Origin of the sequence: Pseudomonas boreofloridensis (genome assembly GCF_030580795.1) — a bacterium.
Classification (GTDB): Bacteria; Pseudomonadota; Gammaproteobacteria; order Pseudomonadales; family Pseudomonadaceae; genus Aquipseudomonas; species Aquipseudomonas boreofloridensis.
This window is the reverse complement of record NZ_JAUQOQ010000002.1, coordinates 69,946-92,542: the sequence shown is the minus strand read 5'-3', so window position 1 is coordinate 92,542 and position 22,597 is coordinate 69,946. Positions and strand designations below refer to the sequence as shown.

The 22,597-nt window shown below is 65.5% G+C and carries 19 protein-coding genes; 12 read left to right on the top strand and 7 right to left on the bottom strand.

Annotated elements, in window-relative coordinates; all coding sequences use genetic code 11:
* Positions 1–45 precede the first annotated feature (45 nt).
* Genes potA through Q6A47_RS02585 form a run of 3 tightly spaced genes read left to right on the top strand, consistent with a single transcriptional unit; the run spans position 46 to position 2,995 of the window.
* Complete coding sequence (gene potA, locus Q6A47_RS02595; protein WP_029614919.1) at positions 46–1,188, top strand: polyamine ABC transporter ATP-binding protein; 1,143 nt, start codon at positions 46–48, stop codon at positions 1,186–1,188.
* Positions 1,185–2,105 carry an ABC transporter permease subunit gene (locus tag Q6A47_RS02590; protein WP_029614920.1) on the top strand — a complete coding sequence of 307 codons (921 nt, stop codon included), beginning with the start codon at positions 1,185–1,187 and terminating at the stop codon, positions 2,103–2,105. Before potA ends, Q6A47_RS02590 begins: the two co-directional genes overlap by 4 nt.
* Complete coding sequence (locus tag Q6A47_RS02585; protein WP_029614921.1) at positions 2,102–2,995, top strand: ABC transporter permease subunit; 894 nt, start codon at positions 2,102–2,104, stop codon at positions 2,993–2,995. The genes Q6A47_RS02590 and Q6A47_RS02585 overlap by 4 nt, the downstream gene beginning before the upstream one ends.
* An 88-nt stretch (positions 2,996–3,083) precedes the next feature.
* Here Q6A47_RS02585 and Q6A47_RS02580 read toward each other — a convergent pair whose 3' ends face one another.
* Positions 3,084–4,244, bottom strand: a complete 1,161-nt coding sequence (locus tag Q6A47_RS02580) for an AAA family ATPase (RefSeq protein ID WP_295481274.1) — start codon at positions 4,242–4,244, stop codon at positions 3,084–3,086.
* A 143-nt stretch (positions 4,245–4,387) separates the two neighbouring features.
* Between Q6A47_RS02580 and Q6A47_RS02575 the strand changes: the two genes are divergently transcribed.
* The 8 genes from Q6A47_RS02575 (at position 4,388) to Q6A47_RS02540 (ending at position 13,826) form a co-directional block, all read left to right on the top strand.
* Positions 4,388–5,476, top strand: coding sequence for an efflux RND transporter periplasmic adaptor subunit (locus Q6A47_RS02575; protein WP_304482897.1), 1,089 nt, complete (start codon positions 4,388–4,390; stop codon positions 5,474–5,476).
* Positions 5,473–6,540 carry an efflux RND transporter periplasmic adaptor subunit gene (locus Q6A47_RS02570; protein ID WP_039581735.1) on the top strand — a complete coding sequence of 356 codons (1,068 nt, stop codon included), beginning with the start codon at positions 5,473–5,475 and terminating at the stop codon, positions 6,538–6,540. Before Q6A47_RS02575 ends, Q6A47_RS02570 begins: the two co-directional genes overlap by 4 nt.
* Complete coding sequence (locus Q6A47_RS02565) at positions 6,537–9,587, top strand: efflux RND transporter permease subunit (RefSeq protein ID WP_304482895.1); 3,051 nt, start codon at positions 6,537–6,539, stop codon at positions 9,585–9,587. Before Q6A47_RS02570 ends, Q6A47_RS02565 begins: the two co-directional genes overlap by 4 nt.
* 204 nt (positions 9,588–9,791) lie before the next feature.
* Positions 9,792–9,974 carry a sulfur starvation response protein OscA gene (oscA, locus tag Q6A47_RS02560; RefSeq protein ID WP_029615266.1) on the top strand — a complete coding sequence of 61 codons (183 nt, stop codon included), beginning with the start codon at positions 9,792–9,794 and terminating at the stop codon, positions 9,972–9,974.
* Between the two features lie 46 nt (positions 9,975–10,020).
* Positions 10,021–11,028 (top strand): sulfate ABC transporter substrate-binding protein, encoded by a 1,008-nt coding sequence (locus Q6A47_RS02555; RefSeq protein ID WP_039581729.1) that lies wholly within the window; start codon positions 10,021–10,023, stop codon positions 11,026–11,028.
* Between the two features lie 100 nt (positions 11,029–11,128).
* Positions 11,129–11,947, top strand: coding sequence for a sulfate ABC transporter permease subunit CysT (gene cysT / locus Q6A47_RS02550; RefSeq protein WP_039581727.1), 819 nt, complete (start codon positions 11,129–11,131; stop codon positions 11,945–11,947).
* A gap of 13 nt (positions 11,948–11,960) precedes the next feature.
* Complete coding sequence (gene cysW / locus Q6A47_RS02545) at positions 11,961–12,833, top strand: sulfate ABC transporter permease subunit CysW (protein ID WP_029612536.1); 873 nt, start codon at positions 11,961–11,963, stop codon at positions 12,831–12,833.
* A 3-nt stretch (positions 12,834–12,836) separates the two neighbouring features.
* Positions 12,837–13,826: a sulfate/molybdate ABC transporter ATP-binding protein gene (locus tag Q6A47_RS02540; protein WP_039581723.1), complete on the top strand. Its 990-nt coding sequence runs from the start codon at positions 12,837–12,839 to the stop codon at positions 13,824–13,826.
* A gap of 44 nt (positions 13,827–13,870) precedes the next feature.
* On the opposite strand, the gene Q6A47_RS02535 is transcribed toward Q6A47_RS02540, so the two are convergent.
* Positions 13,871–15,655, bottom strand: coding sequence for a monovalent cation:proton antiporter-2 (CPA2) family protein (locus tag Q6A47_RS02535; protein ID WP_039581721.1), 1,785 nt, complete (start codon positions 15,653–15,655; stop codon positions 13,871–13,873).
* A gap of 172 nt (positions 15,656–15,827) precedes the next feature.
* Positions 15,828–17,315 carry a YifB family Mg chelatase-like AAA ATPase gene (locus Q6A47_RS02530; protein ID WP_304482890.1) on the bottom strand — a complete coding sequence of 496 codons (1,488 nt, stop codon included), beginning with the start codon at positions 17,313–17,315 and terminating at the stop codon, positions 15,828–15,830.
* Positions 17,316–17,530: 215 nt separating this feature from the next.
* On the opposite strand from Q6A47_RS02530, the gene Q6A47_RS02525 reads away from it, so the two are divergent.
* Positions 17,531–18,277 carry an SDR family oxidoreductase gene (locus Q6A47_RS02525; protein ID WP_304482888.1) on the top strand — a complete coding sequence of 249 codons (747 nt, stop codon included), beginning with the start codon at positions 17,531–17,533 and terminating at the stop codon, positions 18,275–18,277.
* Between the two features lie 42 nt (positions 18,278–18,319).
* Here the strand turns inward: Q6A47_RS02525 and Q6A47_RS02520 are convergent, their stop codons facing one another.
* The 4 genes from Q6A47_RS02520 to Q6A47_RS02505 form a co-directional block, all read right to left on the bottom strand.
* Positions 18,320–18,946, bottom strand: coding sequence for a LysE family translocator (locus tag Q6A47_RS02520; protein WP_039581711.1), 627 nt, complete (start codon positions 18,944–18,946; stop codon positions 18,320–18,322).
* Positions 18,947–19,144: 198 nt separating this feature from the next.
* Positions 19,145–20,344 (bottom strand): ATP-grasp domain-containing protein, encoded by a 1,200-nt coding sequence (locus Q6A47_RS02515; RefSeq protein WP_116889754.1) that lies wholly within the window; start codon positions 20,342–20,344, stop codon positions 19,145–19,147.
* Positions 20,341–21,597, bottom strand: a complete 1,257-nt coding sequence (locus Q6A47_RS02510) for an ATP-grasp domain-containing protein (protein ID WP_304482884.1) — start codon at positions 21,595–21,597, stop codon at positions 20,341–20,343. The genes Q6A47_RS02515 and Q6A47_RS02510 overlap by 4 nt, the downstream gene beginning before the upstream one ends.
* Before the next feature lie 34 nt (positions 21,598–21,631).
* Positions 21,632–22,588, bottom strand: a complete 957-nt coding sequence (locus Q6A47_RS02505) for a TauD/TfdA family dioxygenase (RefSeq protein ID WP_039581702.1) — start codon at positions 22,586–22,588, stop codon at positions 21,632–21,634.
* Between the last annotated feature and the right edge of the window lie 9 nt (positions 22,589–22,597).

Sequence of the window (22,597 nt, the reverse complement as noted above, 5' to 3'; positions counted from 1 at the left end):
CACACAGGCCGTCCGGGCATCAAAATCTTGTTGGGAGTTTCACTCATGGCAGTTGCCTCCGGTGCCTATAAGAAAGCCCTCGAGGGTGGCCAGCAACCCAAGCAGGTGCTGGTCAAGATCGACCGGGTCACGAAGAAGTTCGACGAAACCGTCGCCGTGGACGATGTGTCCCTGGAGATCCGCAAGGGCGAGATTTTCGCCCTGCTCGGCGGTTCCGGATCGGGCAAGTCCACCTTGCTGCGCATGCTCGCCGGCTTCGAACGTCCCACCGAAGGGCGGATATTCCTCGATGGCGTGGACATCACTGACATGCCGCCCTACGAGCGGCCGATCAACATGATGTTCCAGTCCTACGCGTTGTTCCCGCACATGACCGTGGCGCAGAACATCGCCTTCGGCCTGCAGCAGGACAAGATGCCCAAGGCCGATATCGAAGCCCGCGTGACCGAGATGCTCAAGCTGGTGCACATGACCCAGTACGCCAAGCGCAAGCCGCACCAGCTCTCCGGCGGCCAGCGTCAGCGCGTGGCCCTGGCCCGTTCGCTGGCCAAGCGCCCCAAGCTGCTGCTGCTCGACGAACCGATGGGCGCGCTGGACAAGAAGCTGCGCTCGCAGATGCAACTGGAACTGGTGGAGATCATCGAGCGGGTCGGCGTGACCTGCGTGATGGTCACCCACGACCAGGAAGAAGCCATGACCATGGCCCAGCGCATCGCCATCATGCACCTGGGCTGGATCGCCCAGATCGGCTCGCCTGTGGATATCTATGAGACCCCCACCAGCCGCCTGGTCTGCGAGTTCATCGGCAACGTCAACCTGTTCGAAGGTGAAGTGATCGACGACGCCGAAGGCCACGCGCTGATCGCCTCGCCGGAGCTGGAGCGCAAGATCTACGTCGGTCACGGCGTCAGCACCTCGGTCGAGGACAAGCACATCACCTACGCACTGCGTCCCGAGAAGCTGCTGGTCACCACCACCCAGCCCGATTTCGAGCACAACTGGTCGCGTGGCAAAGTCCATGACATCGCCTACCTGGGCGGTCACTCGGTGTTCTACGTGCAACTGCCCAGCGGCAAGATCGTCCAGTCCTTCGTCGCCAACGCCGAGCGTCAAGGCGCACGGCCGACCTGGGACGACGAAGTGTTCGTCTGGTGGGAAGACGACAGCGGCGTGGTACTGCGCTCATGAAACCACGAAAGCTCAAACGAGCCCTCAAGCGCATCGTCCCGGAGGGACGCCACCTGGTGATCGGCGTGCCGTTCATCTGGCTGTTCCTGTTCTTCATGCTGCCGTTCTTCATCGTGCTGAAGATCAGCTTTGCCGAAGCCGACGTGGCCATTCCGCCGTACACCGAGATCTACACCTACGTCGAGGACAAGATCCAACTGGTGCTGAACCTGGCCAACTACGGCCTGCTCACCGAAGACGACCTGTACATCTCGGCCTACCTGGGTTCGCTCAAGGTCGCCTTCTTCAGCACCCTGCTGTGCCTGCTGATCGGCTACCCCATGGCCTACGCCATCTCCAAGGCGCAGAAGGAGTACCAGACGGTGCTGCTGCTGCTGATCATGATGCCGACCTGGACCGCGATCCTGATCCGCGTCTATGCCTGGATGGGCATCCTCAGCAACAACGGGCTGCTCAACAGCTTCCTGCTGTGGACCGGGCTGATCGACCAGCCGCTGCAGATCCTCAACACCAACCTGGCGGTGTACATCGGCGTGGTCTATTCGTACCTGCCGTTCATGATCCTGCCGCTGTACGCGAACCTGGTGAAGCATGACCAGAGCCTGCTGGAAGCGGCCAGCGACCTGGGCTCGAGCACCTTCAACAGCTTCTGGAAGATCACCGTGCCGCTGTCGAAGAACGGCATCATCGCCGGCTGCATGCTGGTGTTCATCCCGGTGGTGGGCGAGTTCGTCATCCCGGAACTGCTCGGCGGCCCGGAAACCCTGATGATCGGTAAAGTGCTCTGGCAGGAATTCTTCAACAACCGCGACTGGCCGGTGGCCTCGGCATTGGCCGTGGTGATGCTGGCGATCCTGATCGTGCCGATCCTGCTGTTCAACCGCAGCCAGGCCAAGGAAATGGAGGGCAGGGCATGAAGCGCTTCGGTTTCTCCAAGCTGATGCTGGTGCTCGGCTTGCTGTTCATCTACTTGCCGATGCTGATCCTGGTGATCTACTCGTTCAACGCCTCGAAGCTGGTGACGGTGTGGGGCGGCTGGTCGGTGAAGTGGTACGTCGGCCTGCTCGACAACACCCAGTTGATGGGTTCGGTCATGCGCTCGCTGGAAATCGCCTGCTACACGGCGGTGGCCGCGGTGGCGTTGGGCACCTTGGCCGCCTTCGTGCTGACCCGGGTCACCCGCTTCAAGGGCCGCACCCTGTTCGGTGGCCTGGTCACCGCACCGTTGGTGATGCCCGAGGTGATCACCGGTCTGTCGCTGTTGCTGCTGTTCGTGGCCATGGCGCAGATGATCGGCTGGCCGCAGGAGCGCGGCATCGTCACCATCTGGATCGCCCACACCACGTTCTGCGCGGCCTATGTGGCGGTGGTGGTGTCGGCACGCTTGCGCGAGCTGGACCTGTCGATCGAGGAAGCGGCGATGGACCTGGGTGCCAAGCCGTGGAAGGTGTTCATCCTGATCACCATCCCGATGATCGCGCCGTCGCTGGCGGCCGGTGGCATGATGTCCTTCGCCCTGTCGCTGGATGACCTGGTGCTGGCCAGCTTCGTGTCCGGCCCCGGCTCGACCACCTTGCCGATGGAAGTGTTCTCGGCGGTGCGTCTGGGCGTGAAGCCTGAGATCAACGCCGTGGCGAGCCTGATCCTGCTCTCGGTGTCGTTGGTGACCTTCCTGGTGTGGTACTTCAGCCGTCGTGCCGAAGAGCGCCGCCGCAAGGCCATCCAGCAGGCCATCGAGGAAGGGGCTGCGGCGAACGTCGGCCAGCCCCAGGTCCGGCGTCCGGTGCAGACGGCTGCGTCGACCTGACCGGGCCTGTCGCGGGTAAGTCGCTGCTGCGATCTACCCGCGACCGATCCGCTCCACGCCGCACGATCACCCGATCGTGCACCGTCGGCTAATCGGGCCAGTTCCACATCGGTCGATCCAGCATGCCTTGGCCCACCAGCACGGTCTGGCCCAGGGCCTTGTCCAGTTGGATCGAATTGCACCGTTCATCCTGTTCCAGCGCCGCCACCAGACGCGGCGCGTGGGACACCACCCATACCTGGCAGTCGCGCGAGGCCCGCACGATCAGCCGCGCCAGCGCCGGCAGCAGGTCCGGGTGCAGGCTGGTTTCCGGCTCGTTGAGCACCATCATGCTCGGCGGCCTGGGCGTGAGCAGCGCCGCCACCAGCAACAGGTAGCGCAGCGTGCCGTCCGACAGCTCTGCAGCGCTGAGCGGGCGCAGCAGGCCGGGCTGGTAGAAGCGCAGGCTGAACAGCCCACCGGCCTCGGCGTCGACCTTGACCTGGGCGCCGGGAAAGGCGTCGCTGACCGCCGCGTTCAGCGCCTGCAGGTCGCCGATCTCGTCGATGGTCTGCAACGCCGCCGCCAGGTCGCGGCCGTCGTGATGCAGCACCGGGGTGCGGGTGCCCAGGCGCGACTGGCGTGCCGGGGCGTCGGGGTCGGTGCGGAAGTGGTCATAGAAGCGCCAACTGCGGATGCGCTCACGCAGGTGCAGCACCTCGGGCGAACCGTGCAGGCTGCCCACCTGGTCGAACAGGCTGTCGAACTCGCTCAGGTGTTGGTGCAGGACCTGCCACTGACGCCCGTCGCGCGCCTTGACCATCGCGGCCTTGCGCTGCACCAGCAGGCTGGCGGGTCGGCACACCGGTCCTGCCCACAACGCCTCATGCTTGATCTGCGGATCGAGGGCGAACTTGGAGCGGGTCGGTGGCGGTAAACCCAGGCTGATGGCATAGCCGAAGTCGTCCCCGGCGAAGCCCATTTTCAGGCGCTTGACCTCCTGACGCGGGCCACCCTCGACCGCGACCTCGCCCGACAGCATGCGCCGGGTGATGTGTTCCGGCCCGGCCCAGAACGTGGAGTCCAGACCGCCCTCGGCGGCCAGGGCATTGATCACCCCGCCGCGACCGGTTTCGGCCAGCAGGCGCAGGGCCTTGTACAAATTGGATTTACCACTGCCGTTGGCACCTGTGATCACATTCAGTGGTCCCAAGGGCATGACCAGTTCGTTGATCGAGCGGTAGTTGGCGATGGCCAATGTGGTGAGCATGTGCGGTCCTCGACGCGGGTGCGAGGGCGCAGTATGGTCCATGGGCAAGCTTGGCCGCTGTACGTCGTTACTGTTTGTGGAACCCTGAACTACCCTGAGCAGTCGCATCCCACGAATCATTTGCGCGCAAGCAAGGAGCCGGCATGTCGTTTACGCGTGCGCTGTCGATCGTCTTTCTGGGGGCGATGAGCGTGCTTTCAGGCTGCGAGGAAAAACCGCCCGCCGCGGAGCTGCCGCGTGTCGGTGTGACGCGCGTGGAATCGCGCGACTTCGCCGCCAACGTCACCCTCACCGGCGATATCCAGGCACGGGTGCAGACCGACCTGTCGTTCCGCGTGGGCGGCAAGATCATTGCCCGCAGCGTCGATGTGGGCGACCACGTCAAGGCCGGGCAGGTGCTCGCGCGCCTGGACCCCAAGGATCTGCAGAACAACGTGGACTCGGCCAAGGCTGCCGTGTTCGCCGAGCAGGCGCGGGTCACCCAGACCCGCGCCGCGTTCGTGCGCCAGCAGAAACTGCTGCCCAAGGGCTACACCAGCCAGAGCGAGTACGACTCGGCCGAGGCCGCCCTGCGCAGCAGCCAGAGCGCGCTCAAGGCTGCCCAGGCGCAACTGGCCACGGCCCGTGAGCAGTTGGGCTACACCGGGCTCGTGTCCGAGGCGGACGGGGTGATCACTGCGCGCCAGGCCGAGGTCGGGCAGGTGGTGCAGGCCACCATGCCGATCTTCTCCCTGGCTGCCGATGGCGACCGCGATGCCGTGTTCAACGTCTATGAATCACTGCTGGTGGCACCGTCCAGCGACGAAAGCATGACGGTGCGCTTGCTGGACAACCCCACAATCGAAGCCCAGGGGCGCATCCGCGAAGTCACGCCCACGGTGTCCGCCCAGAGCGGCACGGTGCAGGTCAAGGTCGCCCTGCGCGAGGTGCCACCGGCCATGCAGCTCGGCTCGCCGGTCACCGCCACTGCCCGTGCCCAGGCCCGGCCCAGCGTCGAGCTGCCCTGGTCGAGCCTGACCAAGGCCCTGCACGCGCCAGCGGTGTGGGTGGTCGGTGACGACGACAAGGTCGAGTTGCGCAAGGTTCAGGTGGCGCGTTATCTCACCGGGCGCGTGGTGATCGGCGAAGGCCTGAAAGGCGGCGAAGCCGTGGTGGTCAGCGGCGGGCAACTGCTGCATCCCGGCATGCAGGTCGAGACCGTCGATGCCAAGGCCCCGGAGGTACAGCCATGAAGGTGCTGCTGATGCTGCTGGGTGCCTTGGTGCTATTGGGCGGCTGCAAGGGCGACGACGATAAGCCCGAGCCGGTGCGGCCGGTGCTGTCCACCGTGGTGCAGCCTTTGTCCCAAGCGCAGTTGGGCCGCTTCGCCGGTAACATCGAGGCGCGTTATGAAAGCACGCTGGGCTTTCGCGTGTCCGGTCGCATCGCCCGGCGCTGGGTGGATGTCGGCGCGCAGGTCGAGGCAGGCCAGACCCTCGCCACCCTCGACCCCACCGATCAACAGAACCAACTGCGCGCTGCCGAGGGCGACCTGGCCAGGGTCCAGGCGCAGTGGATCAATGCCCAGGCCAACGCCCGCCGCCAGCAGCAACTGTATGACCGTGGCGTCGGCGCCCAGGCTCAACTGGACATCGCCCAGACCGACCTGAAGACCAGCAGCGCCTCGCTGGAGCAGGCGCGCGCGTCGGTCAGCCAGGCCCGTGACCAGTTGGGCTACAGCACGCTCAAGGCCGATCACGCCGCTGTGGTCACCGCTTGGCGCGCCGAGGCTGGGCAAACGGTGAGTGCCGGCCAGGAAGTGGTCACGCTGGCGCGTCCCGACGTCAAGGAGGCGGTGATCGACCTGCCGATCCCGGTTGCCGAGCAGCTCAGCCCATCGCTGGTGTTCACCGTCGCCTCGCAACTGGACCCGAGCATCGCCACCACCGCCACCCTGCGCGAGCTCGAGCCCCAGGCCGATGCCGCCACCCGTACCCGCCGCGCGCGGCTGACCCTGGCCAGCACGCCGCCGGCCTTCCACCTGGGCACTGCGGTGAGTGTCACCCTCAGCTCGGCCATCAGCCCACGTAGCGAGCTGCCGGCCACCGCGCTGATCGAGCGCGAGGGCAAGACCCTGGTGTGGGTGGTCGATCCGCAGCAGCACAGCGTAGCGACCCGCGAGGTCACGCTCATCGACCGCGACGCCAAGCGCATCGTGGTCGCCAGTGGCTTGCAGCCGGGCGAGCGCGTGGTCACTGCGGGCGTCAACAGCCTCAAACCGGGCCAGCCGGTCAAAGTCGACGAGGACGCACGATGAAAGGACGCTTCAACCTGTCGGACTGGGCGCTCAAGCACCAGTCCTTCGTGTGGTACCTGATGTTCGTCGCCTTGCTGATGGGCGTGTTCTCCTACATGAACCTGGGACGCGAAGAAGATCCGTCCTTCACCATCAAGACCATGGTCATCCAGACCCGCTGGCCGGGCGCGACCCAGGACGAAACCCTGTACCAGGTCACCGACCGCATCGAGAAAAAGCTCGAGGAGCTGGATTCGCTCGACTACGTCAAGAGCTACACCCGCCCCGGCGAGTCGACCGTGTTCGTGTACCTGCGCGACACCACCCAGGCCGAGGACATTCCGCAGATCTGGTACCAGGTGCGCAAGAAGATCCAGGACATCCGTGGCGAGTTTCCGCAAGGCTTGCAGGGCCCGGCCTTCAACGACGAGTTCGGCGACGTGTTCGGGTCGATCTACGCCTTCACCACCGATGGTTTGGACCTGCGCCAGTTGCGCGACTATGTCGAGCAGGTGCGCGCCGAGGTGCGCGAAGTGCCGAACATCGGCAAGGTCGAGACCATCGGTGTGCAGAACGAGGTGCTCTACCTGAACTTCTCCACGCGCAAGCTGGCGGCGCTGGGCATCGATCAACGCCAGGTCATGCAGGCCCTGCAAGCGCAGAACGCGGTGACCCCGGCTGGGGTGATCGAGGCCGGTCCCGAGCGCATCTCGGTGCGCACTACTGGCCAGTTCGCCTCGGAGAAAGACCTGCAAGTGGTCAACCTGCGCATCAACGATCGTTTCTTCCGCCTGGCCGACATCGCCGACATCGAGCGCGGCTTCCAGGATCCGCCGGCGCCGATGTTCCGCTACAACGGCCAGACCGCCATCGGCCTGGCGATCGGCATGAAGAAGGGCGGCAACATTCAGGAATTCGGCAAGGTCCTGCGCGAGAAGATGGACGCCATCACCGCCGAGTTGCCGGTCGGGGTGGGCGTGCATACCGTGTCGAACCAGGCGCGGGTGGTCGAGGACGCCGTCGGCGGCTTCACCAGCGCGTTGTTCGAGGCGGTGATCATCGTGCTGGTGGTCAGCTTCATCAGCCTGGGCATCCGTGCCGGGCTGGTGGTGGCCTGCTCGATCCCGCTGGTGCTGGCGATGGTCTTCGTGTTCATGGAGTACAGCGGCATCACCATGCAGCGCATTTCCCTGGGCGCGCTGATCATCGCCCTGGGCCTGCTGGTGGACGATGCGATGATCACCGTGGAGATGATGGTCACGCGCCTGGAAATGGGCGAGAGCAAGCAGGAGGCGGCCACGTACGCCTATACCTCGACCGCCTTCCCGATGCTCACCGGCACCTTGGTCACGGTGGCCGGCTTCGTGCCCATCGGCCTCAACGCCAGCTCGGCGGGCGAGTACACCTTCACCTTGTTCGCGGTGATCGCGGTGGCGCTGCTGGTGTCCTGGGTGGTGGCGGTGTTTTTCGCCCCGGTGCTCGGGGTGCACATCCTCAGCAGCAAGGTCAAACCCCATGACGAAGAACCGGGGCGCATTGGCCGCGCCTTCGAGGGCAGCCTGCTGTGGTGCATGCGCCATCGCTGGCTGACCATCATCGGCACTGTGCTGCTGTTCGCCCTGGCGCTGTTGAGCATGCGCTTCGTGCAGAACCAGTTCTTCCCGTCCTCGGACCGGCCGGAAATCCTGCTCGACCTGAACCTGCCGCAGAATGCCTCGATCCAGGAAACCCGACGCGTGGTCGATCGCCTCGAAGCGACGCTCAAGGACGATCCGGACATCGACCACTGGAGCACCTACATCGGCCAGGGCGCGGTGCGCTTCTACCTGCCGCTGGACCAGCAATTGCAGAACCCGTATTACGCCCAGTTGGTGATCGTCAGCACGGGCCTGGAGCAGCGCAACGCGCTGATCGCCAAGTTGCAGGAGCGTCTGCGCAAGGACTTCGTCGGCATCGGCACCAACGTGCAATCGCTGGAAATGGGGCCACCGGTGGGCCGGCCGATCCAGTACCGCGTGAGTGGCAAGGACATCGACGAGGTGCGCAAGCACGCCATCGACCTGGCCACCCTGCTCGACAAGAATCCCAACATCGGCGAGATGATGTACGACTGGAACGAGCCGGGCAAAGTGCTGCGCGTCGAGATCGCCCAGGACAAGGCGCGGCAGTTGGGGCTGTCGTCCGAGGACGTGGCCAATGTGATGAACAGCATCGTCAGCGGCGCGCCCGTCACCCAGGTCAACGACGAGATCTACTTGATCGACGTGGTGGCGCGCGCCAAGGACAGCGAGCGTGGCTCGCCGGACACCCTGCAGGACCTGCAGATCGTCAGCCCCAGCGGCGTGTCGATTCCGCTGCTGTCGTTCGCCACGGTGCGCTACGAACTGGAGCAGCCGCTGGTGTGGCGCCGCGATCGCAAGCCGACCATCACCATCAAGGCCTCGGTCAACGGCGACATCCAGCCCACCGACCTGGTGGCCCAGCTCAAGCCGAAGATCGACGAGTTCGCCGGTTCCCTGCCGGTCGGCTACGAAGTGGCCACCGGCGGCACGGTGGAGGAAAGCGGCAAGGCCCAGGGTCCGATCGCCAAAGTGCTGCCGCTGATGCTGTTCCTCATGGCGACCTTCCTGATGATCCAGTTGCACAGCGTGCAGAAGCTGTTCCTGGTGGCCAGCGTGGCGCCGCTGGGGTTGATCGGCGTGGTCCTGGCACTGGTACCGACCGGTACGCCGATGGGCTTCGTGGCGATACTGGGGATCCTCGCGCTGATCGGCATCATCATCCGCAACTCGGTGATCCTGGTGACCCAGATCGATGCCTTCGAGGCCGATGGCTACTCGCCGTGGGATGCCGTGGTGGAGGCTACCAATCACCGCCGCCGACCGATCCTGCTCACCGCCGCGGCGGCCAGCCTGGGCATGATCCCCATTGCCCGCGAGGTGTTCTGGGGGCCGATGGCCTACGCCATGATCGGCGGCATCATCAGCGCAACGCTGTTGACCCTGCTGTTCCTGCCGGCGCTGTACGTGGCCTGGTACAAGATCCGCGAGCCGCAGGAAAAACACTGAGGCCGCTGGCTGCACGCTCCTGTAGGCGCACTGGCGCCGCGCCTACAGGGATGGCAGGGTCAGGCTTGGATGTGACCTTGCTAAAAGTTATATAAACATTCTTAAACATTATTTTTAAGAATATCCCGCCCTCACTACTATTGCCCTCAAGCCAGGCGCAATTCCTCCCCTCTGCCCGGCACCCCGACTCAACGGAGAACGAGCATGAGTGCATCGCTGCGCAGCATCGACGGACAGGACGAAGCCACCATTCTGCGTGAGATCCAGAGCGCCCTGCGCGACCTGCGCTATGGCGCGGTGGAGATCACCGTGCACAACGCCCAGGTGGTGCAGATCGAGCGCAAGGAGAAGTTTCGCCTGCAGCAGCCAGGGCAGAAGTCCGGCTGATCGCCAACACCTCTAATTAGAAAACACCCTTTTCAGGAGCTTCAGCATGTCCATCCGCCGTTACGCGCTCGCCGCCCTGGCCAGCGCTGTGTTTGCCGGTTCCGCGATCGCCAAGGACTACGAACTGCTCAACGTGTCCTACGACCCGACCCGCGAGCTGTACCAGCAGTACAACGCCGAGTTCATCAAGCACTGGCAACAGGCGCATCCGGACGACAAGGTGAAGATCCAGCAGTCCCATGGCGGTTCGGGCAAGCAGGGCCGGGCAGTGATCGACGGCCTGCGCGCCGACGTGGTGACCTTGGCGCTGGCGGGCGACATCGACGAAATCGCCAAGCTCGGCAAGACCTTGCCCGAGAACTGGCAGACCCGCCTACCGGACGCCAGCACCCCCTACACCTCGACCATTGTGTTCCTGGTGCGAAAGGGCAACCCCAAGGGCATCAAGGATTGGGGCGACCTGATCAAGAAGGACGTTTCGGTCATTACCCCGAACCCGAAGACCTCCGGCGGTGCCCGCTGGAACTTCCTGGCCGCCTGGGCCTACGGCCTGAAGAGCGGCGGCAGCGAGGACAAGGCCAAGGCCTACGTGCAGGAGCTGTTCAAGCATGTGCCGGTGCTCGATACCGGTGCGCGCGGCTCGACCATCACCTTCGTCAACAACGGTCAGGGTGACGTGCTGCTGGCCTGGGAAAACGAAGCCTTCCTGGCGCTCAAGGAAGACGGTGGCAGCGACAAGTTCGAGATCGTCGTGCCGTCGCTGTCGATCCTGGCCGAGCCGCCGGTGGCGGTGGTGGACAAGAACGCCGAGAAGAAAGGCAATACCGCGATCGCCACCGAATACCTCAAGTACCTGTACAGCCCGGCCGGGCAGAAGATCGCTGCCGAGAACTTCTACCGTCCGCGTGACGAGAAAGTGGCTGCCGAGTTTGGCAAGCAGTTCCCGAAACTGGACCTGGTGACCATCGACAAGGACTTCGGCGGCTGGAAAACTGCACAGCCGAAGTTCTTCAACGATGGCGGTGTGTTCGACCAGATCTACCAGGCGCAATGAGTCATCGGGGCTGCGTTGCGGCCCCGAATGCAACACCCTTCAGTAGCCTGCAGCGGCCCGGGAGCGCTCCCGGGCTGCGTGCGTTCAACCAGGGATTCCTATGTCACGTCGCATTTCCCCCGTCATACCCGGCTTCGGGCTGACGCTGGGCTACACACTGGTGTACCTCAGCCTGATCGTGCTGATACCGCTGGCCGCCATGTTCATTCATGCCGCCCAGCTCACCTGGGAGCAGTTCTGGACCATCGTCAGCGCACCGCGTGTGCTCGCTGCGCTGAAGCTGAGTTTCGGCACTGCCCTGTGCGCCGCGCTCATCAATGGGGTGATCGGCACCCTGTTGGCCTGGGTGCTGGTGCGCTACACCTTTCCCGGCCGCAAGATCATCGACGCGATGATCGACCTGCCGTTCGCTCTGCCCACCGCCGTGGCCGGCATCGCCCTGACCGCGCTGTATGCGCCGTCCGGCTGGGTCGGGCAGTTCGCCACCGACCTGGGCCTGAAGATCGCCTACACGCCGCTGGGCATCACCCTGGCGCTGACCTTCGTCACCCTGCCGTTCGTGGTGCGCACGGTACAGCCGGTGCTCGCCGACATCCCGCGTGAAGTCGAGGAAGCCGCCGCGTGCCTGGGCGCCAAACCGCTGCAAGTGTTCCGTCATGTGCTGGCGCCGGCGCTGCTGCCGGCCTGGCTCACCGGTTTCGCCCTGGCCTTCGCCCGAGGCGTGGGCGAGTACGGTTCGGTGATCTTCATCGCCGGCAACATGCCGATGAAGACCGAGATCCTGCCGCTGCTGATCATGGTCAAGCTCGACCAATACGACTACACCGGCGCCACCGCCATCGGCGTGCTGATGCTGGTGGTTTCCTTCATCCTGCTGCTGCTGATCAACCTGCTTCAGCGGCGCATCGAAACCCCTTGAAGGAGGCCCGGTCATGTCTTCATCCACTCTGAACGCAAGCGCTGCCGCCAATGCCGCCCGCCGTGGCAGCGCCACCTCGCGGCGCGTGCTGATCGGCCTCGGTTGGCTGGTGTTCGCGCTGTTCCTGCTGCTGCCGCTGGTGATCGTGGTGTCGCAGGCGCTGAAAAACGGCTTCGGTACCTTCTTCGAGGCGATCTTCGAGGCCGACGCGCTGGCGGCGCTCGAACTCACGTTGCTCGCCGTGGTGATCTCGGTGCCCTTGAACCTGGTGTTCGGTGTCAGCGCTGCGTGGTGCGTGAGCAAGTACAGCTTCCGTGGCAAGAGCGTGCTGGTCACCCTGATCGACCTGCCGTTCTCGGTCTCGCCGGTGATCGCCGGCCTGGTCTACGTGCTGATGTTCGGCGCCCAGGGCCTGTTCGGGCCGTGGTTGCAGGACCACGATATCCAGATCGTCTTCGCCCTGCCGGGCATCGTCCTGGCGACCATCTTCGTCACCGTGCCCTTCGTCGCTCGCGAACTGATCCCGCTGATGCAGGAGCAGGGCACCCAGGAGGAGGAGGCCGCGCGCCTGCTGGGCGCCAACGGCTGGCAGATGTTCTGGCACGTCACCTTGCCGAACATCAAGTGGGGCCTGATCTACGGCGTGGTGCTGTGCACCGCCCGGGCCATGGGCGAATTCGGCGCGGTGTCGGTGGTGTCCGGGCACATTCGCGGCGTCACCAACACCTTGCCGCTGCACGTGGAGATCCTCTACAACGAGTACAACCACGTGGCGGCCTTCAGCGTGGCCAGCCTGCTGCTGATCCTGGCGCTCTTCATCCTGCTGCTCAAGCAGTGGAGCGAGAACCGAATTAACCGCCTGCGCCACAGCGCCGCGGAGGAATGAGTCATGTCGATCGAAGTTCGTAACGTCAGCAAGCGCTTCAACAGTTTCCAGGCCCTGAACGCCATCAACCTGGATATCCACAGCGGTGAGCTGGTGGCGTTGCTCGGCCCGTCCGGCTGCGGCAAGACCACCCTGCTGCGCATCATCGCTGGTCTGGAAACCCCGGACGATGGCAGCATCGTGTTCCATGGCGAGGATGTATCCGGCCACGACGTGCGCGATCGCAACGTCGGCTTCGTGTTCCAGCACTACGCCCTGTTCCGTCACATGAGCGTGTTCGACAACGTCGCCTTCGGTCTGCGCATGAAGCCCAAGGGCGAGCGGCCGAGCGAAAGCCGCATCGCCGAGAAGGTTCATGAGCTGCTGAACATGGTGCAGCTCGACTGGCTCGCCGACCGCTACCCCGAGCAGTTGTCTGGCGGGCAGCGTCAGCGCATCGCCCTGGCCCGCGCCCTGGCGGTGGAGCCCAAGGTGCTGCTGCTCGACGAGCCGTTCGGCGCCCTGGATGCCAAGGTGCGCAAGGAGCTGCGCCGCTGGCTGGCGCGTTTGCACGAGGACATCAACCTGACCTCGGTGTTCGTCACCCACGACCAGGAGGAGGCCATGGAAGTGGCCGACCGCATCGTGGTGATGAACAAGGGCGTGATCGAGCAGATCGGTTCGCCGGGCGAGGTGTACGAGCAGCCGGCCAACGACTTCGTCTATCACTTCCTGGGCGACTCCAATCGCCTGGCCCTGAGCGAAGGCAACCACGTGCTGTTCCGTCCGCACGAAGTGTCGCTGTCGCGCCACGAGACCGAAGGCCATCACGCCGCCGAGGTGCGCGACATCCGCCCGCTGGGCGCGACCACGCGGGTGACCTTGAAGGTCGAAGGGCAGAGCGAGCTGATCGAGGCCGAAGTGGTCAAGGACCATGACAGCCTCACCGGTCTGGCGCGCGGCGAGACGTTGTTCTTCCGGCCCAAGGTCTGGCAGAAGGTGACGGACGTTTGAGTCCGCTTGCCGCTCATGAGGGCTGCCGAGCAGCCCTCTGAGGTTCAGTCGTTGTCGGACTCGAACAAGCGCTGCAGCTCGACCCGGGCTTCCTGCGCGGTCTGCATCACCTTGGCGCGGTCGTCACGCACACGCCCCTGGGCCTCCAGCACCTGCTGGTCGTGCTCGGTGAAGCGCTGGATGCGATCGGCCGCCTGGGCCTCGCTCAGGCCCAGGCCGATCAGGGTCAGGCGGGTCATCTCCAGGCTCGAGTAATACGTCTCGCGAATCGGCTCGGCACCCACGTCCACCAGCTTGTGCACATGCTGGCGGTTACGCGCCCGGGCGATGACTTTCAGGTGCGGGTATTCCTGTTTTACCCGTTCGGCGATGCGCACGGCGGCCTCGGCATCGTCGATGGTGATCACGAAATACTCCGCCTGGCCGACCTTGGCCGCATGCAGCACCTCCGGGCGCAGCGGATCGCCATAGAACACCGGCGCCTGCTCGAAGGAGCGGGTCATTTCGATCGCATCCACCGAGGTGTCCAGCGCGATGAATGGCACCTTCTGCGCGCGCAGGATCCGCGCCACGATCTGGCCCATGCGGCCCATGCCGATGATCACCACCCGTGGCGTATCGGCCTGGATGCTGCGGTAATGCTCGGGCACCTCGCGGGCCGGCGCCGGGCGTTTGATCAGCCGCGCGCTGGCCAGCAGCAACAGCGGCGTGAGGGCCATCGACAGGGTGATGGTCATCAGCAGCAGGTCGTAGGTGTAGGCGTCGAACAGGCCCTCGTCCTTGCCCAGCTTGAACACCACGAAGGCGAATTCGCCGCCAGCGGCCAGCACCAGTCCCAGGCGTAGCGCGCTGACTCGGCTCAGCCCGCCGACCGCGCGTCCCACCAGCATCAGCAGCGGCAGTTTCACCGCTACCAGCAACAGCGTCAGGCCCAGCAGCAGGACAGGTGCGTCGAGCAGCAGACCGAGGTTGGCGCCCATGCCCACGCTGATGAAGAACAGCCCCAGCAGCAGCCCCTTGAAGGGTTCGATCTGCGACTCCAGTTCGTGCCGGTACTCCGAGTCCGCCAGCAGCAGGCCGGCGAGGAAGGCGCCCAGGGCCATGGAAATGCCGGCCTCTTCCATCAACCAGGCGGTGCCGATCACCACCAGCAGCGCTGTGGCGGTGGACACTTCCGGCAGCCCGGTGCGAGCGACGATGCGAAACAGCGGGCGCAGCAGGTAGCGCCCGCCGACGATAACGATGGCGATGCTGCCGACGATGCGCAGGCCATGTTCGAGGTTATCGCCGTGGCTGTTGTCCGGTCCGCTGGCCAGCAGCGGCACCAAGGCGATCAACGGAATGGCTGCGATGTCCTGGAACAGCAGGATGGCGAAGGCCAGACGGCCATGCGGGGCGTTCAATTGCCGGCTTTCGGCCAGGCTCTGCAGGCCCAGCGCGGTGGACGACAGCGCCAGGCCGAGGCCCAGCACCACCGCAGCAGACAGCGTCTGGCCGAAGCCGAACCAGGCGATGGCGCCGATCAGGCAGCCGGTCAGCAGCACCTGCGCCAGGCCTGCGCCGAATACCGCCTTGCGCATCAGCCACAGGCGCCGCGGCGAGAGTTCGAGGCCGATGATGAACAGCAGCAGGACCACGCCCAGCTCGGAGATGTGCGCCACGCTTTCGGTATCGCGAATCAGGCCCAGTGCCTGCGGGCCGATGGCGACCCCCGCCAGCAGGTAACCGATTACCGCGCCCAGTTGCAGGCGTTTGGCCAAGGGCACGGCGACCACGGCGGCGAGCAGGAAGATGACGGCGGTCTGCAGCAGGCTGCCTTCTGGGGGCATGGGGAAACTCCGGGAAAAGAGGCGGTTCATGATGCCATTAGACAAAAGGGCACGCTTGCCAACCACGCGCTAATTTCCTGCGTGAAGCGCTCCCTTGCGCGCTCAGGTCAAGGTGCCCACGCAGGCGGGCGCTATCAGTGCCTGGAGCGTCGGCTTGACCAATGGCCTGCCGCTAACTACCCGGCCGATACTGCAGAGCCTCGGCCAGGTGCGTGCGTTCGATACGCTCGGCCTGTTCGAGGTCGGCCAGGGTTCGCGCCACCTTGAGCAGCCGGTGGGCCGCGCGCAGCGACAGGTTGAGCCGTTCGCAAGCGTTCTCCAGCCAGGTCATGTCGGCGCTGTTCAATGCACAGTGCTGACGCAGGCCCGACAAGGTGAGAAACGCATTGGCGCAGCCCTGGCGCCGCTGCTGGCGTTCGCGGCATTCGGCGACCACGGCGGCGACGCTGGCGCTGCCTTCGCCGCTGGCCTGGTGGCTGAGGGTGGTGCTCTCGCGCGCCACGGTCAGGTGCAGGTCGATACGGTCGAGCAGGGGACCAGAGAGTTTGTTGCGGTAGCGCTGGATCTGTTCCGGGCTGCAACGACAGCGCGCTGCCGGGTCGCCCAGATAGCCACAGGGGCAGGGATTCATCGCTGCCACCAGTTGAAAGCGTGCTGGAAAGCGCACCCGGTCTCTGGCCCGCGATACCACGATCTCTCCAGACTCCAACGGCTCGCGCAGCACTTCCAGCACCCGCCGCTCGAATTCCGGCAACTCGTCGAGAAACAGCACCCCATGGTGGGCCAGGGTGATTTCGCCGGGCTGTGGCCTGCTGCCTCCGCCCACTAGCGCCGGGCCGGACGCCGAGTGGTGCGGATGGCGAAAGGGTCTTTGCGGCCAGCAGTCCAGCGGCGCCTTGCCGCTGACCGACTGGATCGCCGCCACCTCGAGCGCCTCGTGCTCGTCCAGGGGCGGCAGCAAACCGGGCAGGCGACTGGCCAGAAGCGTCTTGCCGGTGCCGGGCGGGCCGGTGAACAGCAGGTTGTGCGCTCCGGCGGCGGCCACCAGCAGGGCGCGCTTGGCAGCGACCTGCCCCTGCACTTCGCTGAGGTCTGGGTAGGGCCGCGTGCGCAGGGTCAGCCCGTTGGCCGCATAGGTCGGCAGCGGCACCTGGCCGTTGAGGTGCGCGACCAGTTCCTGCAGATGCCCGACGGCATACACCATCAGACCGCCCGCCAGGCTCGCTTCCTCGGCGTTCTCACGCGGCACCACCAGCGCCCGCCCGGCTTCGCGCGCGGCCAGCGCCGCCGGCAACACGCCCTGGACCGGCCGCAGCGCCCCTGAAAGCGCCAACTCGCCCAGGCATTCGAAGTCGGCCAGGGTGGCTACCGGCACCTGCCCGTTGGCGGCGAGAATGCCCAGGGCGATGGCCAGGTCGTAGCGCCCGCCGTCCTTGGGCAGATCGGCCGGGGCAAGACTCTGGGTGATGCGCCGCGCGGGATACTCCAGCCCGGAGTTGACGATGGCGCTGCGCACCCGGTCCTTGCTTTCCTTGACCGTGGCCTCGGGCAAGCCCACCAGGGTGAGGTTGGGCAGGCCGTTGGCCAGATGGGTTTCGACGCTGACCGCCGGCGCCAGCACCCCGACCTGGGCGCGGCTGTGGACGAGGGCGAGGGACATGGACACTCCTTGATCGCTGGGGACGCCGCGTCCTGCGGCTGGGGGCAAGGATAGTGGTGGGATTGGGTGTGGGCAGGGAAAGAGTGAGACGGGGTTTTGCCGCAGCAGCGGGGGGGGGATGCCCTGATCGTTTGAGGGCAGCCGACGCCACCGCCAGCCTTCTTGACCTACAGTGACAGCATCCTCGATTTTCTCCTCCGGATAAGGATGTCGACATGAATGGCTTGGCAGTGGTGACGGGCGGCAGCCGCGGGATCGGTGCGGCGATCGCCCGCCAGCTCGGGCAACAAGGGTACGAGGTCTGCCTGACCTACGAGCAGAACAACGACGCGGCACAGCAGGTGGTGGATGCGATTGGCGCTGCGGGTGGTCGAGCCTGGCGTTTCCCGTTGAACCTCGCCTCGCCGGAGGCCGTGATGGCGTTGTTCGACGCCGTGGACCGACGCGGCACGCCGCTGTCGTTGCTGGTCAACAATGCGGGCATCACCGAAGGCTTTTCCAGACTTGAGGCGCTGTCCTACGAACGGCTGGAACACGTCTTTCAGGTCAACGTCTTCGGTGCCTTCCTGTGCGCCCGCGAGGCGGTGCGGCGCATGGGGTATTCCCATGGCGGCGCGGCCGGGGTCATCGTCAACGTGTCATCGCGTGCCGCCGAGTTGGGCGGGGCGGGCGAGTGGATTCACTACGCGGCGAGCAAAGGGGCTATCGATAGCCTGACCCGTGGCCTGGCCAAGGAGGTCGCCGGCGACGGGATCCGGGTCAATGCGGTCGCTCCGGGGTTGATCGAGACCGAGTTGCACGCGGCGGCCGGCAAGCCCGAGCGGCTGGCCGAGATGTCCAGTGGCGTGCCAGCCGGTCGCGCCGGTTTACCCCAGGAAGTGGCCGATTGCGTGTGCTGGCTGGCCTCGGAGGCAGCCAGCTATGTCACAGGGACCATCGTGCCGGTGGCCGGGGGCCGCTAAAAGTGGCCAGTACCCGCCAGCGCCTGCCGGCGGGCAACCGGTTCAGTCCAGTGGCTTGCGCATCAGGATGTCGATGGCGAAAGCACCGAGCACCCCACCGGATACCCAGCGCTGGGCACGCATGGCTTTCGGCCGCGCGGTCAGGAAGCGGCTGACCCGCGCCGCCGCCAGCACGATCAGGCCATTGACGGTCACGGCGATGCTGATCTGTACCAGCCCCAACTGCATGTACTGCTGCAGGGTCGACCCAGCAGCGGGATTGATGAACTGAGGGATCAGGGCCGAGTACATCAAGGCGATCTTGGGATTGAGCAGGTTGGTCACCAGGCCCATGGTGAACAGCTTGCGCGGTGAATGAGGGGGCAGTTCGCGCGCTTCGAAGGGCGAGGAGCCGCGGATCATGTTCCACGCCAGGTAGCCCAGGTAGAAGGCCCCGGCGATGCGTACCACGTCGTAGGCCATCGGCACGGCCTTGAACAACGCGGACAGGCCAAGCCCGGAGGCGACCAGATAGCAGATGAAGCCGAGCGCTACGCCGGCGAGCGAGATCATGCCGGCCAGGCGTCCTTGGGAGATCGCTCTGGAGGTGAGGTAGACCATGTTAGGGCCAGGCGTCAGGACCATGCCCAAGGCGATGATCGCCACGCCTATCAAGTTTTCCACTGGCATCGGAATTGCTCCTGCAAAAGTTAAGCGTGCGCTAGGGCCGGTCTTGCGCCGGCCACCAGCGTCCACGGGCTGTCCCTGCCAGCGCCCGACCGAGGACGGGCGCCTTTGAGACGTCGATAGTGACATGCGCCGAGTCGCCAGCGACAGTGGCGCTCATCTGCACGCTGACAGTGCCGGTGTGCGGCATGCCGCGAGCGGTCATGCCGAGGCACTCCAGGTCTGTGCCAGATGCTCGAAGATGCGCTCCACATCCCGCACCAGCGCCGGACGGTCGAAGCTGCGCAGCCGCAGACGAGTGCGGGCGCCCTCGTAGACCCCGCTGGGCACACCGGCGGGCAGCGCCTCCTGCGCCCAGTACAGCGTACCCAACTCGGTGCGCAAGGGGCTTTCCCGGCGGCCGATCACCCAGGCACCGCGCTCGCCGTGCAGCGGTCGCCCGTCGCGGCTGCGGGTGCGGGCATGATCGCGCTGACGGCTACAGGCCTCGGTCTGCAGCTCCCAGGCAATGCCGACCAAGTCGATGTCACGCACCTCGCGCCACAGAAATGGAATCTCCGCGCCGCCGACGCGTGCGCCGATCTCCAGGAAACGCAAGGTCTGACCATCGTCGAACAATTCGAGGTGGAAGACGATCTCGCGTTGGCCTGCGAAGACCGCGAGCAGCGCCGCCACCTGCTCGGCGATAGCGCGCTCGTGTTCGTCCGCGTCCAGTTCGATGCTGCCTAGCGCGCTGTCCGGCCCGAAGTCGGCACAGCTGTTGACGTATCGCGAGGCGGTCAGGACGACGATCCGCTCGCCGTCCCACCAACCATCCACGTGCAGGATCGGCGCTGCGCAGAACGCCTGAACCATCATTGGCTCGGCGTGCGGCGCTTGCAGCAGCCTCAGGTCTTGCGCTTGGCGCAGGATCCGCACACCGCGGCTGGCGGTACCGCATCGTGGCTTGAGCACCAATGGATAGCCGTGCTCGGCCAGCAACCGCTGTACCGCCTGCGGGTCCTCGGCGCTCACCGCGGGCAGGATCGCGATCGCCGCCTGTCGGGCGGCGACCTCGAGCATGGTCAGCTTGTCGCGAAAGCGCTCGATCCAGGCGCAGGGGTCGCCTGGCACGCCCCATCGTTCGCGGATCGCCGCAGCGTTGAGCAGGTCGCCTTCGTTGAGCGCAACCACCCGATGCGGGACACCGTGCAGCTCGATCAGCCGCTGCGCCTCGGCAATCACCGCAGTGGCATCGTCCAGCGATTCCAGCGTCGAGATCGAGGCCAGCCGATCCTCGGGCAGCGACTGCGCGGATTCGGCCGTGCAGATCGCGCGGATCTGCATGCCCGGCTCAAGGCCATAACGCTCGTAGAGTGCCTGGCGCCCCACCCACCGGTGCAGGCAGAGCACGTAGCTCATGCCTTGGGCTCCATGATGAAGTGCACCGCCTGCACCAATTCATCGCCGATGCGCACGGCATCCTCGCGTGAGCTGCCGGTGGCCAGCACATAGCCCGACACGCAGTCGGCGACCGTATCCAGGGCCGGTATCGTGTCGCCTTCGTGTTTCTGAATGACCACCGCCTGTTGCGCCTCGCCCAGCTCGAACAGGAAGGGCAGGAAGACGCGTGGGGTCTCGCCGGGGCGGGTGTGACGGACATCGACATCGGGTTTGAGGTCGAGCTCGACCTTGCGCACCGTGCCCGGAGTCGGCACGAAGAACTGGATCGCAGCGCCGGCTTTGGGCTGGGGCGATTGCAGTGGCAGTTCGTCGATGCCCAGCGGCACGGTCAGGAACATCCGGTTCAGGTCCAGGCCGAATGCGCGGCGCACCAGTTCCGGGGCCCCGGAACCGGCCAGACGTGCGTGCGACTCCAGCACCCGTGGGCCTTTGTCGGTGAGCACGAACTCGCTGTGCGACGGACCTTCCACCAGTTCCACGGCATCGAGCAGGCGGCAGGTCATGTCCATGAGCTCCGGCAGCCATTTCGCGGCGTCGGTGCTGGGGGTGCTGACTTCCCACTCCACGTATTTGTCATTCATGCGGTACTGCGAGTAGCCGATGGGCAGGTGACGCCCGGCGAAGGAGAACGAGTCGACGCTGACCACTGGGCCATCGAGGTACTCCTCGATGATGATGTGTCGCACCTCGGCGTGCTTGAGCGCTTGCCAGGCCTGGGTAGCAGTGTCGGCGTCGAAGCAGGGGTGGATGTGCAGGCTGGCGACGCCTTCGGCAGGCTTGAGCACCGACCGGCCGTGCTCGGCCACGAAGTCGATGGCGTCCTGCGCGCAGGTCACATGACGGTAGGCGACCGGGCTGAGGTCATGCTCGGCCAGCAGCTTGCGCATGGCCACCTTGTCCTTGAGCAGGTGGGCCGTCTTGTACGACACGCCGGTGAGCTGGAAATGATCGACGACCTTGCCGGTCGACTCACCCGCCACTTCGGTGGTGGTGATGATGCGCGCGAAGGGGCGCTCGCGGTGCAGCGGCTCGAGCACCTTGATGATCGCTGCCGCGTCGTCCAGCGGCGCGTGCACCACCTGTTCGCAGTGGCTGAGGATGTCGTCTCCGTAATCGCCTGGCTGGTGCACCAGCACGACATCGATACCCAGGGCCTTGGCGCCGTGAATCGGGGCAGGACGACCACCAATGACTGCAATACGCTTGTTCATGCAAACTTCCTGTTCGAGTGAGGATGGAGTGGGATCAGTTGCCGTAGACCCGGCGCAACCAGCGCGCCTGGCCATCGGGCAGAGGTTTGAAAGCCCTGCGCCGATGCAGCACACGGGTGTTCTTGAAGATGAAGAAATCTCCGGGCTGCAGCACCAGTTCGATGCCGCGAACCTGGCCGAGCACCGCGCGCAATTGCGCCAGCGCGGTCTCTGCGTGGGGGCTCTGGGCGCTGACGATGCCGTCGTCGAAGCGCAGTCGATAGCCCTCGGCACTGCGTTCCAGAATCGGCATCACGCGGTGTTCGCCGTCGAACCCTTCGTTCGAGGCCGGTGCACCGAAGACGTAGCTCGATTCGCTCAGGTGCTCGATGGCCAAGCTCGGCAGTTGCGCCAGTACATGGTCGATGCAGACGATGTCGGTCGACGCCTGCTCCTGGTTGCGCACCGCTGTGAAGGCCAGGTAGTTGGGTACGCTGCGGGCGACATCCAGCGCTTGGTCGCCGAACGGCCAGTTGGGATTGTCGGTGTGCCAGGAGAAGTCGACATCCGCGCCCCATGAGCTGGTGGTGCCGACGGCCTGTGGTACGGGCACGACGTTGCGTACCAACTTGCCGTGGTTCTCGTATTCCACGGCATGACAACGCACGCCGAGCAGTTCGAGCATGCCGAAATGCAGCAGATCGAAGTCCAGTACGCACTCGGCGTCGGGCAGGAACCCGTCGCAGGGCGAGCGTACCTCGGTACTGAGCTCGATCCCACGCAGCAACAAGGCTTTGTAGCCGCTGCCGGGAAACGCGGCGATGGCCTGCAGCACATCACTGGCCAATGTCGAACGCAGCCATTGTGCGCCGACGTTGCCGACGTCCTCGGCACGGTGCGGCGCTGTGCCCAGGCGTTGCCGACACTGCGCCAGCACTTGCCGGTCATAGCCTGGCACTCTCAGCGTGTTGATCACCGAGGCCTGGTGCACATCCAGGGCCATGAGACTCATGGCAGGCGC

Excerpts from the sequence above, each read along its gene's own strand:
- Q6A47_RS02555 (WP_039581729.1), top strand. The coding sequence starts at position 10,021 with ATGTCCATCCGCCGTTACGCGCTCGCCGCCCTGGCCAGCGCTGTGTTT.
- Q6A47_RS02530 (WP_304482890.1), bottom strand. The coding sequence starts at position 17,315 with ATGTCCCTCGCCCTCGTCCACAGCCGCGCCCAGGTCGGGGTGCTGGCG.
- Q6A47_RS02520 (WP_039581711.1), bottom strand. The coding sequence starts at position 18,946 with ATGCCAGTGGAAAACTTGATAGGCGTGGCGATCATCGCCTTGGGCATG.
- Q6A47_RS02540 (WP_039581723.1), top strand. The coding sequence starts at position 12,837 with ATGTCGATCGAAGTTCGTAACGTCAGCAAGCGCTTCAACAGTTTCCAG.
- cysW (WP_029612536.1), top strand. The coding sequence starts at position 11,961 with ATGTCTTCATCCACTCTGAACGCAAGCGCTGCCGCCAATGCCGCCCGC.
- Q6A47_RS02510 (WP_304482884.1), bottom strand. The coding sequence starts at position 21,597 with ATGAACAAGCGTATTGCAGTCATTGGTGGTCGTCCTGCCCCGATTCAC.
- Q6A47_RS02565 (WP_304482895.1), top strand. The coding sequence starts at position 6,537 with ATGAAAGGACGCTTCAACCTGTCGGACTGGGCGCTCAAGCACCAGTCC.
- oscA (WP_029615266.1), top strand. The coding sequence starts at position 9,792 with ATGAGTGCATCGCTGCGCAGCATCGACGGACAGGACGAAGCCACCATT.
- Q6A47_RS02575 (WP_304482897.1), top strand. The coding sequence starts at position 4,388 with ATGTCGTTTACGCGTGCGCTGTCGATCGTCTTTCTGGGGGCGATGAGC.
- Q6A47_RS02570 (WP_039581735.1), top strand. The coding sequence starts at position 5,473 with ATGAAGGTGCTGCTGATGCTGCTGGGTGCCTTGGTGCTATTGGGCGGC.
- Q6A47_RS02515 (WP_116889754.1), bottom strand. The coding sequence starts at position 20,344 with ATGAGCTACGTGCTCTGCCTGCACCGGTGGGTGGGGCGCCAGGCACTC.
- potA (WP_029614919.1), top strand. The coding sequence starts at position 46 with ATGGCAGTTGCCTCCGGTGCCTATAAGAAAGCCCTCGAGGGTGGCCAG.
- Q6A47_RS02580 (WP_295481274.1), bottom strand. The coding sequence starts at position 4,244 with ATGCTCACCACATTGGCCATCGCCAACTACCGCTCGATCAACGAACTG.
- Q6A47_RS02525 (WP_304482888.1), top strand. The coding sequence starts at position 17,531 with ATGAATGGCTTGGCAGTGGTGACGGGCGGCAGCCGCGGGATCGGTGCG.
- Q6A47_RS02585 (WP_029614921.1), top strand. The coding sequence starts at position 2,102 with ATGAAGCGCTTCGGTTTCTCCAAGCTGATGCTGGTGCTCGGCTTGCTG.
- Q6A47_RS02535 (WP_039581721.1), bottom strand. The coding sequence starts at position 15,655 with ATGCCCCCAGAAGGCAGCCTGCTGCAGACCGCCGTCATCTTCCTGCTC.
- Q6A47_RS02505 (WP_039581702.1), bottom strand. The coding sequence starts at position 22,588 with ATGAGTCTCATGGCCCTGGATGTGCACCAGGCCTCGGTGATCAACACG.
- cysT (WP_039581727.1), top strand. The coding sequence starts at position 11,129 with ATGTCACGTCGCATTTCCCCCGTCATACCCGGCTTCGGGCTGACGCTG.
- Q6A47_RS02590 (WP_029614920.1), top strand. The coding sequence starts at position 1,185 with ATGAAACCACGAAAGCTCAAACGAGCCCTCAAGCGCATCGTCCCGGAG.